Origin of the sequence: Rahnella sp. RcJ3, from assembly GCF_009498575.1 — a bacterium.
Taxonomy (GTDB): Bacteria; Pseudomonadota; Gammaproteobacteria; order Enterobacterales; family Enterobacteriaceae; genus Rahnella; species Rahnella aceris.
Genome location: NZ_QSNX01000032.1, coordinates 15,671 through 31,239 on the forward strand (window position 1 = coordinate 15,671; position 15,569 = coordinate 31,239).

The 15,569-nt window shown below is 45.6% G+C and carries 15 protein-coding genes; 1 reads left to right on the forward strand and 14 read right to left on the reverse strand.

Annotated features, from left to right (window positions below; genetic code table 11):
- Positions 1–114: 114 nt before the first annotated feature.
- The 8 genes from DXU84_RS23745 to DXU84_RS23780 all read right to left on the reverse strand — a co-directional run bounded on the left by DXU84_RS23745 (position 115) and on the right by DXU84_RS23780 (position 6,435).
- Positions 115–417, reverse strand: coding sequence for a cupin domain-containing protein (locus DXU84_RS23745; RefSeq protein ID WP_370461823.1), 303 nt, complete (start codon positions 415–417; stop codon positions 115–117).
- A 134-nt stretch (positions 418–551) separates the two neighbouring features.
- Complete coding sequence (locus tag DXU84_RS23750; RefSeq protein ID WP_153376755.1) at positions 552–749, reverse strand: 4-oxalocrotonate tautomerase family protein; 198 nt, start codon at positions 747–749, stop codon at positions 552–554.
- A gap of 128 nt (positions 750–877) precedes the next feature.
- Positions 878–1,801, reverse strand: coding sequence for a LysR family transcriptional regulator (locus tag DXU84_RS23755; RefSeq protein WP_153376756.1), 924 nt, complete (start codon positions 1,799–1,801; stop codon positions 878–880).
- A gap of 31 nt (positions 1,802–1,832) precedes the next feature.
- Positions 1,833–2,567, reverse strand: a complete 735-nt coding sequence (locus DXU84_RS23760) for a hypothetical protein (protein WP_194286533.1) — start codon at positions 2,565–2,567, stop codon at positions 1,833–1,835.
- Between the two features lie 234 nt (positions 2,568–2,801).
- Complete coding sequence (locus DXU84_RS23765; protein WP_153376757.1) at positions 2,802–3,578, reverse strand: SDR family NAD(P)-dependent oxidoreductase; 777 nt, start codon at positions 3,576–3,578, stop codon at positions 2,802–2,804.
- A 239-nt stretch (positions 3,579–3,817) separates the two neighbouring features.
- The gene (locus tag DXU84_RS23770; RefSeq protein WP_153376758.1) at positions 3,818–4,627 is read right to left on the reverse strand and encodes a sugar phosphate isomerase/epimerase; all 810 of its coding nucleotides are present in this window, start codon (positions 4,625–4,627) and stop codon (positions 3,818–3,820) included.
- A gap of 15 nt (positions 4,628–4,642) precedes the next feature.
- Complete coding sequence (locus tag DXU84_RS23775) at positions 4,643–5,422, reverse strand: TIM barrel protein (protein WP_228389052.1); 780 nt, start codon at positions 5,420–5,422, stop codon at positions 4,643–4,645.
- Between the two features lie 17 nt (positions 5,423–5,439).
- Positions 5,440–6,435 carry a TIGR03571 family LLM class oxidoreductase gene (locus tag DXU84_RS23780; protein WP_228389053.1) on the reverse strand — a complete coding sequence of 332 codons (996 nt, stop codon included), beginning with the start codon at positions 6,433–6,435 and terminating at the stop codon, positions 5,440–5,442.
- Between the two features lie 150 nt (positions 6,436–6,585).
- Here DXU84_RS23780 and DXU84_RS23785 point away from each other — a divergent pair, with 150 nt between their 5' ends.
- Complete coding sequence (locus DXU84_RS23785) at positions 6,586–7,485, forward strand: LysR family transcriptional regulator (protein WP_370461824.1); 900 nt, start codon at positions 6,586–6,588, stop codon at positions 7,483–7,485.
- 23 nt (positions 7,486–7,508) lie between these two features.
- On the opposite strand, the gene DXU84_RS23790 is transcribed toward DXU84_RS23785, so the two are convergent.
- The 6 genes from DXU84_RS23790 to frmR form a co-directional block, all read right to left on the reverse strand.
- A complete protein-coding gene (locus tag DXU84_RS23790) occupies positions 7,509–8,165 on the reverse strand; it encodes a gamma-glutamylcyclotransferase (RefSeq protein ID WP_153376760.1) in 657 nt (218 codons plus the stop codon).
- A gap of 263 nt (positions 8,166–8,428) precedes the next feature.
- The gene (locus tag DXU84_RS23795) at positions 8,429–11,548 is read right to left on the reverse strand and encodes an efflux RND transporter permease subunit (protein ID WP_153376761.1); all 3,120 of its coding nucleotides are present in this window, start codon (positions 11,546–11,548) and stop codon (positions 8,429–8,431) included.
- 281 nt (positions 11,549–11,829) lie between these two features.
- Positions 11,830–12,720 carry a LysR family transcriptional regulator gene (locus DXU84_RS23800; protein WP_153376762.1) on the reverse strand — a complete coding sequence of 297 codons (891 nt, stop codon included), beginning with the start codon at positions 12,718–12,720 and terminating at the stop codon, positions 11,830–11,832.
- A 491-nt stretch (positions 12,721–13,211) separates the two neighbouring features.
- Positions 13,212–13,787: an S-(hydroxymethyl)glutathione synthase gene (gfa, locus tag DXU84_RS23805; protein WP_153376763.1), complete on the reverse strand. Its 576-nt coding sequence runs from the start codon at positions 13,785–13,787 to the stop codon at positions 13,212–13,214.
- Between the two features lie 72 nt (positions 13,788–13,859).
- Positions 13,860–14,969 carry an S-(hydroxymethyl)glutathione dehydrogenase/class III alcohol dehydrogenase gene (locus tag DXU84_RS23810; RefSeq protein WP_153376764.1) on the reverse strand — a complete coding sequence of 370 codons (1,110 nt, stop codon included), beginning with the start codon at positions 14,967–14,969 and terminating at the stop codon, positions 13,860–13,862.
- A gap of 62 nt (positions 14,970–15,031) precedes the next feature.
- Positions 15,032–15,307, reverse strand: a complete 276-nt coding sequence (gene frmR / locus DXU84_RS23815) for a formaldehyde-responsive transcriptional repressor FrmR (protein WP_153376765.1) — start codon at positions 15,305–15,307, stop codon at positions 15,032–15,034.
- Between the last annotated feature and the right edge of the window lie 262 nt (positions 15,308–15,569).

A 15,569-nucleotide genomic window follows, 5' to 3' on the forward strand; every position in this document is an offset into this window, starting at 1 on the left:
ATACCCACGATTCATTCTTCGATAGATACAGGATTTGACAAGGCCTGCCCCACAACCCCGGCATAAGTAATAATTATTTCAGCAGGTAAATGTGTGGTGTAACCACGATGAATATCATCGACGGCATTCATTGAATGCCTCACCCGCATTGATCACTCGGGTTTTCCCCGTATTTCTGTCTTCAACCGTCAACTGGCCAGAAATGATAAATGCCGCGTTGGGCATTGAGTGAGTATGCCAGGGCAGTGTGGTATGAGCTTCGATGGTCATTTTCATGACGGTTAGACATGGCTGCCCTGATGGATACTGACTGTATAATTTCCCATTCCAGGCACAATCACTTTGCACAAGCTGAATCGCATGTACGCCAGAAGATTCAGGTTCAGCCGCATATTTCTCAGGGGATTGCGACACCATCGTGCTTACCTCCGAGCTGAAAATTCAAAAAGACAAAACGCCCCGCACTCAATGAAATACCGTTGTCTTATGAAAACAACGGCCTATTCATCACGAGCCGCCAGAAAGTTCTCGGCTTCTTATTGCCCGGGCAGTCAGTTGGTTTTTTTCAACGTCTCAGAGAAAAGTTCTCCGGAAATTGCCCAGTTTTCAGTTTTAACATCACTAAAAATGACGTAGACATACTGTGGATCCACACCGGCGTGGTTTGCGATAGCGTCAGTTACTGCTTTAGCGATAGCAGGTTTAGCTTCATCACGACCTTCAAACATCTGAATATTAACGACTGGCATATTTATTCCTCTTCATGGGTACGGGGTCATACGGCCGAGTAATTGTGACCGTAGTAAGGATCATAACGAGGATGGAAAAGTTGATAAAGATACTAAAAGTGGACTCAGTGTGGAAAAAAAGAGAACAATTACGCAAACGCACGCTTTTCCGACAATGAGATAATCTCGTCGATGATAAATCTTACGCTAGGTAATACATGGCGTGAACGAGGCCAGATAATGCTCAGTTCGGTCGGTTCAGGCTTTACCTCAGGGAGGATAGGCACCAGTTTTCCGTTTTCGATAAAAGGTCGTAATAGAGATTCTGGGAACTGAATAATTCCCGCACCGGACACACAGGCGTCAACCATCGCATCACCGTCACTGATCTGGTGAAATGGACTGGGGTTAAATCTGAAGTCTTCACCTTTATCATCCTTAACCAACCAGCTCAACGTACTGCCACCCCGCCACGCCATGATACAACGATGCTGTCTTAATGCCTCCAATGTAGCTGGCGTGCCGTTGCGTAGTAGATAGCCAGGTGAAGCACAAAGAATAAGGTGTTGATCATTTAATTTTTTGGCCACGAGGTCAGCGCTATCTTTTAGTGTTCCGAAACGTATTGCGAGATCAAACCCGATGTTCAGCGGATCAATGACTTTATCATTAAAAGTGATGGTCAGTTTAAGGTGAGGGAATCTCTCCGCCATATTGAGTAATACGGGCATCATTACAGAGCGTCCGAAAGCGGCAGGCATATCGATTCTGACTGTGCCACAAGGCTCTGTTAACTTTGAACGCAGCGCATTTTCTGCCCCCTGAAGCGTTTCCAGAGCAATAAGACAACTCGCAAGATACGCATCTCCTTCACTTGTAAGGCTTATTTTACGGGTGGTCCGGTGGAATAGCGCCGTGCCCAGATTTTGCTCCAGTAAGCTGATGCTTTTGCCAATGGCTGATTTAGATATACCTAACTGGTCTGCAGCTTCTGTAAAACTTTGGGCATGCGCAGTCGTTACAAAATGCACAATGCTGCGGAAAGATTCAAAAGATGAAGGTATAGGGATCATAAGTAGCAGGCTCGTCAGAACGTTATGGTATTTATTTTACCTGCTCGGGATGTGCATCAGGCAATTTACTGCTTATTTTCAGGTTATTGAAATACGCAGTCGTGCCAGATTCGATCCATACCCCTACACCTCCTCGCGCTTCGCTGCCTAATTTCAGGTCATTGACAAGCAAAGCCGGTGTCGAACTGTGGTCCAAATATAGCCTAGCCTGCTGTCCGGATACGGTGATTTTCATATGAATCCAGCGCTCAAGAGCAATATCAGCATAGGTTTCGTATTTTTCCGGTGTCTCTTTCCTCAACCTTTCAAAGGTGTAATCCGGATAAGCGAAATACTGAACCGAATGATTGCGACGTACCTGATCATCAGCCTGACTGTTTGTAGGCCTCAGGTAAATATTCTCAAACCGTTCAGCTTTATCAATTCGAAATGACAATCCGAGAAATCCGCGGGCATAAGCCGGTGCATCGTGAGCCAGTGTACTGGCAATATCCACTTCAATTATACCGTCATGAAAATCGACCGGAAGCCAGGCCATGAATTTTCTGTCCGTCAGCACTTCTTTTGTAGGATCCTGAAAATTTTCTGCTGGCATTTGCATTTTAATCGCTTTTTTACCCAGATAATCCCCATACTTGAGAGAAACCCCTGAGCGGATAAAATCAGATAACGGGAATGACTTTTGAAGCGCCAGAGGTTCTGCAGATTGGGCTGCAACAAATGACGAGAACCCTGCAATTAGGATAAGTAACAAGTTGGTTTTCATAATAAACCTTGTCTTAGGGTTAGATGTGTCTAAGCTGATTTTCATGTTCTACAGATAAGACGTATCTGGAAATTTTAACGCCAAGGTATTGCGAGGATAAATACGGATACGGATTGGGCATTTGAAATGAACTGTTTCTAATCAACATTATCGGACAGGTATTTCACCACACATACTACCCCAGGCGCAGAATACGCTCTGGAGTAGCAAGGATAAAATAACATCCCGATAGACTTACAGTGAAAATCCACCATCAACGGCCAATGCCTGACCAGTTACATGAGCAGCTGTCGCAAGATAAATAACTATGTCTGAGATATCCTCTGGGGTCTGTGCTACGCCCTGTGGGAGCAAGGATTGCTGTAGGCGTTCCCATGCTTGCTCTTCTGTTTCACCTGGATTAGCCCATCGTTGTGCTACACCTTCAGACCCCCGCCACATTCCAGTTCCTACAATCCCCGGGCAAATAGCGTTCACTGTAATGCCTTCACGGGCAACTTCTTTAGCCAGTGAGTTAGTGAAACCAATGACGGCAAATTTTGAGGCGGAATAATGAGCCATATCGGGCAGTCCCACTTTTCCCGCAATAGAGGCAGTATTAATGATCCGACCAAACTGACGGGGTTGCATAATTTCAAGTTCAGCTTTACAGCAATAGAACACGCCGCGGGCGTTAATATTCATCACGCGATCCCATTCTTCTGGGGTCATATCGCTGACTTTATATAAACCCACTACCCCGGCATTATTGACAGCGATATCCAGAGTGCCAAGTTCAGCAGCAGCTTTTGCCACCATGTTCTGCACCTGCCCATATTCCAGAACATTCACACTAAGCTCCACCGCCTTCCTGCCTAATGCACGTATTTTAGCGGCGGTTTCTGCAATAGATTCCAGTGAGATATCCGCAATAGCAACGTCGGCTCCTGCACGTGCTAAACCAATGGCAATGGCCTGACCCAGCCCACGAGATGCGCCGGTTACCAGCGCCTTTTTCCCTTCGAGAGACATCTTATTCTCCTTCAAATGAAATGAATGACGAGCAGCGGGATATCGCGAACCATACAAGATTGAAAAGCATCGCCACGGCCAGCGTACAATTTGATATCCCTGAAACTGACTCTCTTATCGAAAGCATCGTCGTGAGGATATCCCATTGCAGACGGGTCGATAACCGACGCAACATTCCGTACATTTATTCCTAATATTCAATAATAGACAGTGCAGCAAACTCAAAGTTTTTTTGTCAATCAGCGTGGCGCTGGATGACTCTGCCATAACGGATGTGAAGATTGACGCTGACTGATTTTTTGCAAATTTCGCAAGCAGCGCTGAAGCTTGCTGTAAACATCCCCCCCATAATCCCACCCCAAAATCCCAATACTCCCGGTATAACCTATCTGATGAAGTGCAGTTATGATGCGGGAATTATCCAGCTCACCGCGGTCAAGAGGTTCCATGGTTGCCACTCCTCCCCATCCCAGCGGGGATAAGCTACTGCCAGACAGCACAACCTGCATAAGCCAGGGCTTAAGGGCCTGAAGCTTCTTTTCAAGCTGACCTTCCCCACTGGCATACCAGTGATAACCATTAAACGAGGCTCCAAGACGGGAATGGTTAAAGTGCTGGCAGAGTTTCACAACCTGTGAAGTTGTTTCCGTCACATGCCGAAGGTGCGGATAAAGCGCAATCCGCATTCTACGACGTTCAACGATCGGCAGTAACGACTCAATAAAGTGTATAACGCTCCCCATGCCGTTGACGGTGGTTTGCACTGCAAGTTCGATGAGCTCAACACCCTCAACACTTTCAACAATCCGTTGTATTGCACTATCATTACGACCTTCATGTAGCACTAGGTATAGGCCAGAAACGTTAAGTCCATATTGCGATTTTACGGAAGGAAGCTGTGCCAAATCAGTGTATGGCGTTCCGCCCCAAGCAGAAACGGTAATGCCATCGAACCCAAGTTCCGCCAGCATTTCGCATTGAGACTGGAACTTATACACGCCCATCGATGTATAGAAAAAAGAGTCCAAAGCATGAATTTGATGCATCATAGAAACCTATTTATGCTAAATATCTGAAGAGATCATGATGGCCCAGTCAGGATGGGCAAACAGACGCTTTTCCATAGAACGGAATGCCACTTCAGAACGTTGTAAGTTGCCATAGACGTCTCCCCCCATACTTTCCCATCCCATAACACCATAACGCCCTTGATAACCGCGACGCTCAAGTGCACCAAGCAACACAAAATTATCCATTTCACCTTCATCCAGGGGTTCGATGGTGGCCACTCCGCCCCAACCTAATGGCGAGAGCCGACAACCTGCAAGATTGACCTTTTTTAGCCATGGACATACTGCATCTAATCGTCTCTCAAGCTCTTTTTCCTGGTTGGCAAACCAGTGATACCCGTTAAAAACAATGCCTAAGTTGGGGTGGCTAAATTCTTTGCAAAGAGCGACTGCCTCTGAGGTGGTTTGCATGCCGTAACGAACATGGGGATAGAGTGCGACAGTTATTCCCCGACGTTCGCAAATCGGTAACATGTGTTCGAGCATACGTCGATCGGTATCATTAACGTGGTCGCCTGAATGAAGTGCAAGTTCAATGCTGTGGACACCTTCAACAGATTCAACAATGTTATTCACAAATGACTCAAGCCCCGGTCGGTAAATGAGGTAAATTGCTCCGATATCCAATCCCCAGCGTTCCTTAACGATCGGCAATAACGATAGCTCCTTACTCCATGCCGAAACCGTCAACCCCTGATAGCCCAGTTCAGATAACATTTCACACTGTGCCGATAAAGGGTAAGTACCCAGCTTTGTCTGGAAAATAAAATCCATATGATGAAGAGGCCTTATCATGGTTGTCCTCCAAGATTCAGGCTTGGAAAATAGGGGAGTAAATACTCACCAAGCTCATCAATCACTTCTGTTGCCGGTCTTTGCAGAGGTTTGAAATTAAGAGCGACATGTGACACGCCTTGTTCCTGCTGACGAAGCCAAAGTTCACGTAATGCATTGCGCCCCCCGCGCAAGACACGCCCCGTCTGTACCGGCATATCCGGGTCACGATCGAGATCGAAAAACGTCCCGTACCCATAGGGTTTGAAAACATCGGTTCGGCAAGCATTTCGCCAGGAACTGATGATGTCCGGTACGCTCAAAGGATTCGCGAGATAGGCAATCATGCCGTCGGAATTTTGAGCAGACCATTCAAGGGTCTGACCTGCATGTCCAATGACCAAGGTTGGTAGACGTCCGCTTACAGGTTTAGGAACCAGATCCAGCGCTCCGTTCAGGTCGCCATAAAATCGTGAAGAATGAACTGGCCATTCTTGTTCAGTGACAGCCTTGATAACGTCTAAGGCATCACGATACCGCGCACTCCTGTTGTTGAAATCCATACCAAAGGCCGGATACTCCACCGGCCTGTCACCGGTCGCCAGCCCCAACAACAAGCGCCCTCCTAATAGCTGATCTGCAGTCGCCGCTTGCTTAGCTACAATCACCGGGTCCCGCAAAGGCAGTACGATACCTGCGGTTCCAATCGCGATATTGCGAGTGATGGCTCCCAGATATCCGGCATACACCAGTGGATCAAGTATCTGCGCTACATCGCCAAAATAGGGATCATAAAAAGGTACATCACGAAGCCAGATGGCTGAAAATCCTGCATCATCCACCTTTCGGGCTATAGCGGTATGATCCGCTAGAGTCGGGGCGGCACTGTCCGGATAGCTTTCTAGGGGGGCTATAAACCCAAAGGTCAGATGCCCTGGTTGAAAAACACGTGCATATCCGGGGTGTTGTAAAAGTTCAGCGGGCATTACATTCAGCGATGATATGGACGTCATTGCAGTCTCCATTAACTATAAATGATTCTCAGATTGTAAAAGTACAACCTCCAATATCAGGTACCAGAAACTGTAATGTGCTTCCGTTGAAAGAAAAATAGGCTTATATTCACAATATATCGGAATAATATGACACAATGAGGGGGCGCGATGGCAATGGATTATTTTGGGGCGTTGGGGGCATTTGTCCAGGCAGCAGAAACGCGTAGCTTTACCGAAGCTGGACGCCGGTTGGGAATTTCGTCGTCTGCAGTAGGGAAAGCTATCGTGAGGCTTGAAGAAGAACTTGGTGTTCGCTTGTTTCACCGCTCTACGAGAGCGATTACGCTCACAGCAGAAGGTCAGATATTTCACGGACGCTGTCAGCGCATCTTGGCTGAGTTTGATGTTGCCAGGGATGAGCTAAGCCAAGCACGGGCAGAACCTCAGGGTAAGCTACGCGTTGCTCTACCGCAAATTGGCACACATCTGATGCCATACCTCATTGAGTTTCAAATGCAGTTCCCTCAGATAGAACTTGAGCTGGATTTTAGCGACCGTCTGGTCAATATCATTGATGAGGGATTTGACGCCGCCATTCGCATTGGAATGATCAATGATTCTCGGCTTACGATACGTCCATTACGTGGGTACCAACATCTTCTAGTGGCAACGCCCGGTTATCTGGAACAGCGTGGCTTGCCTATACACCCTGAAGAGTTAAAAACTCATGCGTGTCTGCGCTATCGTTTTCCAACCAGCGGAAAACTAGACTTGTGGCCCTTACATGTCAACAAGCACCCTCTGTCCTTCGAACTTCCACAGTCTTGCGTTGCTAATGCCATCGACCCATTGCACACCATGACTGAAGCCGGATTAGGGATTGCGCTGTTGCCTGATTTTATTGTGGAAGGCGCTATAACCACAGGACGCCTGGTTTCAGTCTTGCAAGATTTTATCATCGACTACCGCGATGTGTGCGTATTATGGCCATCGAGCCGACAGCCACTTCCTAAGATCAAGTCATTTGTCGACTTTATCGTCACACGGGTGGGGTCTGTGAGACCCTGATAATTTATATTGCACCTCCCTACTCATGCCGTAATCCGCAGCTTCCCCGCAATATCTGCAACATAGTCATCTTTCATGCCCCAGGAGGCTAGGGTTGAATCGAGCTGAGTGATGTATTCTGCATTGGTACCCATATATCCTTTGGCAACTGCCGTCGACTTAATCACTGCGGCGGTACTGCTATCGGATTCGTAAAATGGATGGTTGATATCCGATACAAAAGCCAGCACTTGCAACGTTTTACCAGTACTTAATCTGGCACTGGCCCAGACAGGATTATAAAGGCCGGTGATCATTTCACGGGTCCAGATCAGCATCAGCTCCTTCTCCATCCCCGCATCTGGCAGTCTGAACACCATCCCTTGAGTTTTCCCGCCAGCATCAAGCGAAAGCATTCTTCCAGGACACTCCGGTGTCGCACGGCCTGAGGTTAGTCTGATACAAAACCGGCGTTGCCACCCCTGCAACTCGGCGCGGTGCATTTCCTCAATGACAATTAATGGGTTCCACATTAAGGAACCATAAGCGAAGATCCAAACTGGTTCGCCCGGCACTCGGTCAAGCAAAACGGAGGACATTGATGAATGAATTTTCTCGATATCCCAAAGCATATCTGCCGGGAATAATTTTTCATGCGTTCTGACATAGTCTCCGCTGAATATATTTTCGCGTGTAAGCAACTGTATTTCCTTTCGTCATTCAAGACAGAAACGTAAAAGAATTGTCTGTAAGTGTTTAACTGAGATTCTGAGAGGATATCTACCGATAAGCACCAATAGAGTGAAACTATACCGATCTTACGATGTAGGAAAAACAAGCAGTCTTTCCGGTTAATTCGGAATAAAAAGACGGAATATTCAGGATTAATGAAACAGTGCAGTATAAGTTTTCCGCCGGCCCTGAAATCACCCCAGCGGGAAATGTCATCTTTCACAACAGAACTTTATTCACCCGGCTCATCTGAGCGCGTTGACCCAAACCGACGCCTGACGATAACGAAGAAAATCGGGACAAAGTATATAGCAAGTACAGTTGCACCCAGCATGCCCCCCATGACCCCGGTACCTACTGCATTCTGTGCTCCCGAACCTGCCCCAGTGCTAATTGCCAGCGGGAGCACTCCAAGGATAAAAGCGAGCGAGGTCATCATAATAGGACGCAAGCGCATTCTGGCAGCATCCAACGTAGCTTCGATGATTTCTTTGCCCTCTTTCTCCATCTGATCTTTCGCAAACTCAACGATCAAGATTGCATTTTTTGCTGATAAACCGACGGTGGTTAAGAGTCCGACAACGAAATAAATATCATTATTTAATCCCCGAATTGTGGTCGCGAGCAAAGCACCTAATACCCCGAGGGGTACAACCAGCATTACGGAGAAAGGAATAGACCAGCTTTCATAAAGGGCAGCCAGACAAAGAAAGACAACCAGCAAGGATATCGCATACAATCCGGGCGCTTGTTGGCCGTTCATACGTTCCTGATAGGACATCCCCGTCCAGTCATACCCAATGCCGTCAGGCAACTGACTGGCCAATTTTTCCATCAGTTGCATGGACTCTCCCGAGCTTTTACCTGATGCCGGTTGGCCAAGGATTTCAACCGCAGCCAATCCGTTGTATCGCTCAAGCCGTGGTGAGCCATATACCCACTGAGTGCTGGTGAAACTGGTAAAAGGCACCATTTTTCCATCGGTTGCCCTGACATACCAATCATTGATATCTTGCGGCATCATTCTGTAAGGTGCATCGCTCATTATATACACCTTTTTTACTCTGCCCTGGTCAATGAAATCATTGACATACGTTCCTCCCCAAGCAGTACCTAAAGTGCTGTTGATGTCGGCCAGTGATAATCCCAGTGCGGATGCTTTTTGTTGATCAATCAGAATCTTAAATTGCGGTGTATCCTCCATGCCGTTTGGACGCACGGCAGACAATACATTGGGATGCTGGCTAGCCAGTTCTAACAGTGTATTCCTGGCCTCCATGAGTTTTTCATGCCCTAGTCCTGCTTCATCAATTAGTTCAAAATCAAAGCCTGTGGCGCTGCCCAAGGCAATAATCGAAGGGAAATTAAAGGCAACAATCTGCGCATCCATGATGTTTGAAAATGCAGCTGTCGCACGTGCAGCAATAGCATCAACTTTATTTTCTTTCCCAGGTCTTTCTTTCCAATCTTTAAACCCAATAAACGCAAAGCCTTGATTTTGACCACGGCCAGCAAACCCAAACCCATTGAGTGTCATGACATATTCAACATTATTCTTTTCTTGGGTGAGATAATAATCGCTGAGTGTATCTAACACCTTTTGAGTTCGCTCTTGCGTTGCTCCTGCCGGTAAATTGGCCTGAGACCCTAAAACCCCCTGGTCTTCATTAGGTAAAAAAGATGTTGGTAATCTCAGAAACATAAAAACCATGAGCAACACAATCAACGTGTAAATTACCAGATGCCGCCCCGGATGGCTGATCATTTTCCCAATGGTATCCACATAGTGCACTGCACTTGCCTCAAAACGTCGGTTAAACCAACTGAAAAGTGGTAATTTACGTGAACTATGTTCTGGTTTGAGTAATGTCGCACAGAGTGCAGGCGTGAGGGTGAGGGCCACCAGGACTGAAAGTGCCATAGCAGACACGATCGTCACAGAAAATTGGCGATAGATCACGCCAGTACTGCCGCCAAAAAAGGCCATTGGAACGAATACCGCGGAAAGCACCAATGTAATACCAATCAGCGCGCCTTGTATTTGCTGCATTGACTTGCGAGTGGCCGCTTTAGGCCCCAGGCCTTCTTCCGACATAACCCGCTCAACATTTTCAACCACAACAATTGCATCATCAACCAGTAACCCAATGGCTAAAACGATGCCAAACATCGTCAGGGTATTGATGGAATAGCCGAGGGCATGCACGATGCCAAATGTACCCAGTAATACGACCGGCACTGCAATCGTCGGGATGAGTGTCGCCCTGAAATTTTGCAGGAAAAGATACATCACCAGAAAGACCAACAGTATCGCTTCAAAAAGAGTTTTTACGACTTCATTGAATGAGATTTTGATAAACGGAGTCGTATCATACGGATAGACAACTTTTAAGCCTTCAGGAAAATATTTTTGCATTTTCGTTAACTTTGCACGAATGGCTGCCGCCGTATCTAGTGCATTTGCCCCACTGGCTAACGTAATACCAAGGGCTGCTGACGGCTTACCGTTTATTTTGACAACAAACTGATAATTTTCACTTCCTCGCTCAATGCGGGCAACATCACGCAGTGTCACCTGAGAGCCATCCGCATTAACCTTAACCAGTATTCTGCCAAATTCCTCTGGAGAGGTAAGACGAGTTTGAGCAATAATAGATGCATTGGTTTGCTGCCCCTTTACAGCCGGTAATCCTCCAACCTGCCCTGCAGCTATCTGAGCGTTTTGTGCCTTAATAACATCAATGATATCAACCGGTGTTAACTGATAACTGTTTAATTTATTGGCATTCAACCAGATACGCATTGCATATTGTGAACCGTAAAGAGTGATATCACCAACCCCCATAATTCTGCCCAGAGGTTCTTTTATATTTGAGGCAACATAATCTGATATTTCCTCCATACCCATCCGCCCGGACACATCAATAAACCCCGGCACAAGAAAGGGAATGCTTGACGATATTTTTACTGTAACACCTTGTTGCTGAACTTCCTGTGGCAGCAGAGGCATTGCAAGTTGGAGTTTATTTTGGACCTGAACCTGAGCAATATCAGGATCTGTACCATTCTCAAAAGATAAGGTCAGCTGTAAAGAGCCAGTAGCATCGCTTGAGGAAGACATGTACATCAGGCGACTGAGACCACTCATGTTTTGTTCAATGACCTGTGTAACCGTATTCTGCAACGTAGCCGCATCCGCGCCGGGATAAGTGACAGCAATCTGAATTGCAACCGGTGCTACGTCAGGGTACTGTTCAACAGAAGAACGAATAATTGACAAAGTCCCTATTAGCATAATAAGTATTGCTAGCACCCAGGCAAATATTGGATGGCTGATGAAAAATCTAGACATTATAAAAAAGCCTTTGAAGGTCTGTAAGTTTATAAATCAATTATCATCGAAAAATAAAATAGAAGAGAGGTATAAAGAATTTATAGGCATGTGCCTTAATGCTATTAGAAAATCATCTACAGAAGAAATAGATCACAATAATGAGAATAATAACAAGATCTCTCAATAATATGAAAAAGAATATCATTCAATCTCGTTTAAGGTAAGCCGATATTTTCATCTAACAGTTATAAGTTGAACTTATAAATCAATTCACACCAAATTCTTCGATAACAATAAAACTAGTAACAACGCAAGCTTTTAATTAACATCGAGAACGCTGTTGTGTGTTGTTTTCGGGTTGGATAGTACATCGAATAACCAGGGCGTGACTCACACCAGTCCTCAAGAACACGAATAAGTTCTCCAGTTTTCACCTCCTCAATCACGGTATCTTCCGGAACATAAATCAAACCAAAACCTGAAATTGCGGCGTTAATTTTATGCCGTAGTGCATTTATTGTTAATTGCCCGGTTACCTTTACCTTCTGTGTGTCGCCGTTTTGTGAAAACTCCCAAATGCAGACACTACCAAACGTGGGCAATCTCATATTAATACATGTGTGTAACTCAAGATCAGAAGGGACTTTAGGTTTAGTTCTGGTGGAAAAATAACAAGGAGAACCTACGACAGCCATTTTGATTTCAGGTGTAACTGGTATAGCGACCATATTATCTGAAATCTGATTACCCATCCTTATCCCTGCATCATATCGGTTTTTGACGATGTCAGTTAGGCCATTATCAACAGTCACCTCAATATTAATTTCTGGCCACAACTCTATAAATTCCAATAATTTTGGCCAAACGTAGTAATCCATTACATGTTCGCCCGCTGTTATTTTAATATTCCCCGATGGCGTTTTTAGTAAATCTTTCATCGCGTGTAGTTCAACTTCAATGTCGTGAAAGTGAGGCCCTAATGCTTTGACCAAACGCTCACCAGCTTCTGTAGGAATAACACTTCGTGTTGTCCGTGTCAGAAGACGAATTCCCATTCTCTCCTCAAGGTTTTTCATTGAAAGACTTAGGGCCGGTTGTGAAAGGCCAAGCTTTCCGGCTGCACGAGTAAAACTCAGCTCTTGAGCAACTGCCAGAAAGGCAATTAAATCGTTTATATTCTCTTTGAGCATGAATAAACCATATATTTCAACAAAATGTGGAGGGGATACGTGAACCCTGGATTGAATATTTCAACAAAAACTGATTATCAGTCAGATGAATTGTAATCCTTGGGAAAAGTGCAGATCAAAAGAAGAGTTTGCATCTTTCCCAACTTTTTGTTTTAGCTGAGCGTGCGTATATGTGATTTTTTATGGTGTTTTCCTTATCCCCCCATAAAAATAGTTACTTTATTAATTTACTTTTTCACTTAAAATAAATTCAACATCAATAATACGCAAAACACTAAGCCACCTGCTTCATGATAAAAGATGCTCTCTAGCAATTAGGTCTAGCACATTGAAAATAAAAACTCACCAGAACATTTCTATTACTGGTGAGAAAGTGACATAAAGACTGCGGCCATTAAAAACAACGCACTCAACTAGTGGGAAACTATTTAATTGAACTCAAAAGTCGTTGTTAATAATGAAAATATTTAAATGCCAAATATTCAATATTATTAGGCTTTAAATGTGCCTTTCTGTTTAGCTGAGTGGGCAGCCAATACGTCCATCAGTACTGGAGACAGACAATCGTATGCTGGCAACCCCACTTCCCCCAAACGAGCGCGAACGGCGTCCATTTGAGATACCGGCGCACCGCTTTCGATGATCGAGGACACAAACGCAGCAAAACCCGGCGCAGACCATCCTGTCTGAGGAGACAGTTCAGTGTGCACGAAATCCAACCCATAAAAGGCATGTTCCGTATTCTCAATACGGCCATACATATGCGCCCCACATTCCTTGCAAGCATGGCGCTGTATGGTTGCATTTTCATCGATAACCTGTAATTTCTCAGCGTGCGAAATTACGCTGACCTGGTCCCGGGAAACGACGGCAATAACGGCAAACGTAGCACCTTCAGGTTTCCAGCATTTACTGCAGCCACAGGCATGGTTATGCAATGTTTGGGCATTCACACGTACTTCAACTTTATCACTGTCACACAGACATTGCAGTGTTCCACCTGTGAAGTTCTCATCCGATTTGGCAATTCCATTGTCGATAGCAGGATGGATTTTAATTATGTTCATAGCATCACTCCAGTTGAAACGTTAATGACATGCTGCGAGGAATACGCAGCATGTGACTGTAAAAAATGAGATTTAGTAATGGATCACAGTACGAATAGATTTACCTTCGTGCATCAGATCAAAAGCGTCGTTGATGTCTTCGAGTCCCATGGTATGAGTTACAAAAGGTTCAAGCTCAATTTCGCCTTTCATAGCATCTTCAACCATGCCAGGCAGTTGGCTACGCCCTTTCACGCCACCAAATGCAGAACCTTTCCACTGACGGCCTGTCACAAGCTGGAACGGACGGGTAGAAATTTCTTTCCCGGCACCGGCCACACCTATAATGACGGACTGGCCCCAACCACGATGAGCACTTTCAAGTGCGGAGCGCATGACATTAACATTGCCGATACATTCAAATGAATGATCCACACCCCATCCGGTCATCTCAATGATCACTTCCTGAATAGGTTTATCGTAGTCATTAGGATTAAGGCATTCCGTTGCACCGAACTTTTTGGCGAGTTCAAACTTAGCCGGGTTAGTATCAATGGCGATGATCCGTCCTGCTTTCGCCTGACGGGCACCTTGTAGCGCAGCAAGTCCGATGCCACCCAAACCAAAAATAGCCACTGAATCCCCTGGCTGAACCTTGGCCGTGTTGTGAACAGCACCAATACCAGTTGTCACCCCACAGCCTAATAAGCAAACGTGTTCATGATTAGCCTCTGGGTTGATTTTCGCCAGAGAAACTTCGGCGACTACCGTATATTCACTGAAAGTTGAACACCCCATGTAATGATAAATAGGCTGTCCTTTATAGGAAAAGCGGGTTGTTCCATCCGGCATCAGGCCTTTGCCTTGTGTAGCGCGCACGGCAACACAGAGATTAGTCTTACCAGATTTACAAAATAAACATTCACCACATTCCGCGGTATAAAGTGGAATCACATGGTCGCCCGGCTGAACGCTGGTCACACCCTCACCCACTTCTACGACAACACCTGCACCTTCATGTCCCAGTACGGCAGGGAATACGCCTTCGGGGTCATCACCGGACAAGGTAAAAGCATCAGTATGGCAGACACCGGTATGTGTTATTTTTACCAGCACCTCACCCGCGTGAGGCGGCTCAACATCTAGTTCCACAATTTCCAGTGGTTTTCCTGGACCAAATGCAACTGCAGCACGTGATTTCATGGCATTTCCTCAAAATAAATGAACGTTGAAGCCCAATGAAAGGACTTCGATAAAAACGAAATTTAACGCAGATAAGTCCGAATTAACGTTACCGCGTCTTCAATCGATGATTCCCGCGCTTCAACAGTAGTATTGGAATTCATCAGCTCCTCGCGCAGGTGGCTCTCAAGCACCCCAGCCATCAGGCCATTCATTGCCCCACGAATTGATGTAATTTGCTGGAGAATCGGACTGCAATCTTCCCCCCTTTCCAGGGCCTGTTCGAGGGCTTCCAACTGTCCCTTAATTCGTCTGACTCTTGTCAGCACCTTCTTTTTTTCAGCAACAGTATGTGGCATATGAATCCTCCAGTGTATAGGGGGTGGGAGTATACGCATATAGGGGTGGGGGGTATATAGGAAAATTGATGGATAACAAAATTTTGATGTAACAACATGAAATGAAATATTATTTATTTTTAAGTGTTTTTGCATGGAAGAGAACCATGACTGGGGGATAGAGTTATTATTCCGTGGGATGACAGTGTAAGTATCCCGCTTAACCGAACCATTCACTTTTAGAGATCTTCCGACATACTGATTATGTCCCTGAGGAGATCAC

Bases quoted from the DNA above. Each gene is read 5' to 3' on its own strand.
- DXU84_RS23745 (WP_370461823.1), bottom strand. From the start codon at position 417: ATGGTGTCGCAATCCCCTGAGAAATATGCGGCTGAACCTGAATCTTCT.
- DXU84_RS23750 (WP_153376755.1), bottom strand. From the start codon at position 749: ATGCCAGTCGTTAATATTCAGATGTTTGAAGGTCGTGATGAAGCTAAA.
- DXU84_RS23755 (WP_153376756.1), bottom strand. From the start codon at position 1,801: ATGATCCCTATACCTTCATCTTTTGAATCTTTCCGCAGCATTGTGCAT.
- DXU84_RS23760 (WP_194286533.1), bottom strand. From the start codon at position 2,567: ATGAAAACCAACTTGTTACTTATCCTAATTGCAGGGTTCTCGTCATTT.
- DXU84_RS23765 (WP_153376757.1), bottom strand. From the start codon at position 3,578: ATGTCTCTCGAAGGGAAAAAGGCGCTGGTAACCGGCGCATCTCGTGGG.
- DXU84_RS23770 (WP_153376758.1), bottom strand. From the start codon at position 4,627: ATGATGCATCAAATTCATGCTTTGGACTCTTTTTTCTATACATCGATG.
- DXU84_RS23775 (WP_228389052.1), bottom strand. From the start codon at position 5,422: ATGGATTTTATTTTCCAGACAAAGCTGGGTACTTACCCTTTATCGGCA.
- DXU84_RS23780 (WP_228389053.1), bottom strand. From the start codon at position 6,435: ATGACGTCCATATCATCGCTGAATGTAATGCCCGCTGAACTTTTACAA.
- DXU84_RS23785 (WP_370461824.1), top strand. From the start codon at position 6,586: ATGGCAATGGATTATTTTGGGGCGTTGGGGGCATTTGTCCAGGCAGCA.
- DXU84_RS23795 (WP_153376761.1), bottom strand. From the start codon at position 11,548: ATGTCTAGATTTTTCATCAGCCATCCAATATTTGCCTGGGTGCTAGCA.
- DXU84_RS23800 (WP_153376762.1), bottom strand. From the start codon at position 12,720: ATGCTCAAAGAGAATATAAACGATTTAATTGCCTTTCTGGCAGTTGCT.
- gfa (WP_153376763.1), bottom strand. From the start codon at position 13,787: ATGAACATAATTAAAATCCATCCTGCTATCGACAATGGAATTGCCAAA.
- DXU84_RS23810 (WP_153376764.1), bottom strand. From the start codon at position 14,969: ATGAAATCACGTGCTGCAGTTGCATTTGGTCCAGGAAAACCACTGGAA.
- frmR (WP_153376765.1), bottom strand. From the start codon at position 15,307: ATGCCACATACTGTTGCTGAAAAAAAGAAGGTGCTGACAAGAGTCAGA.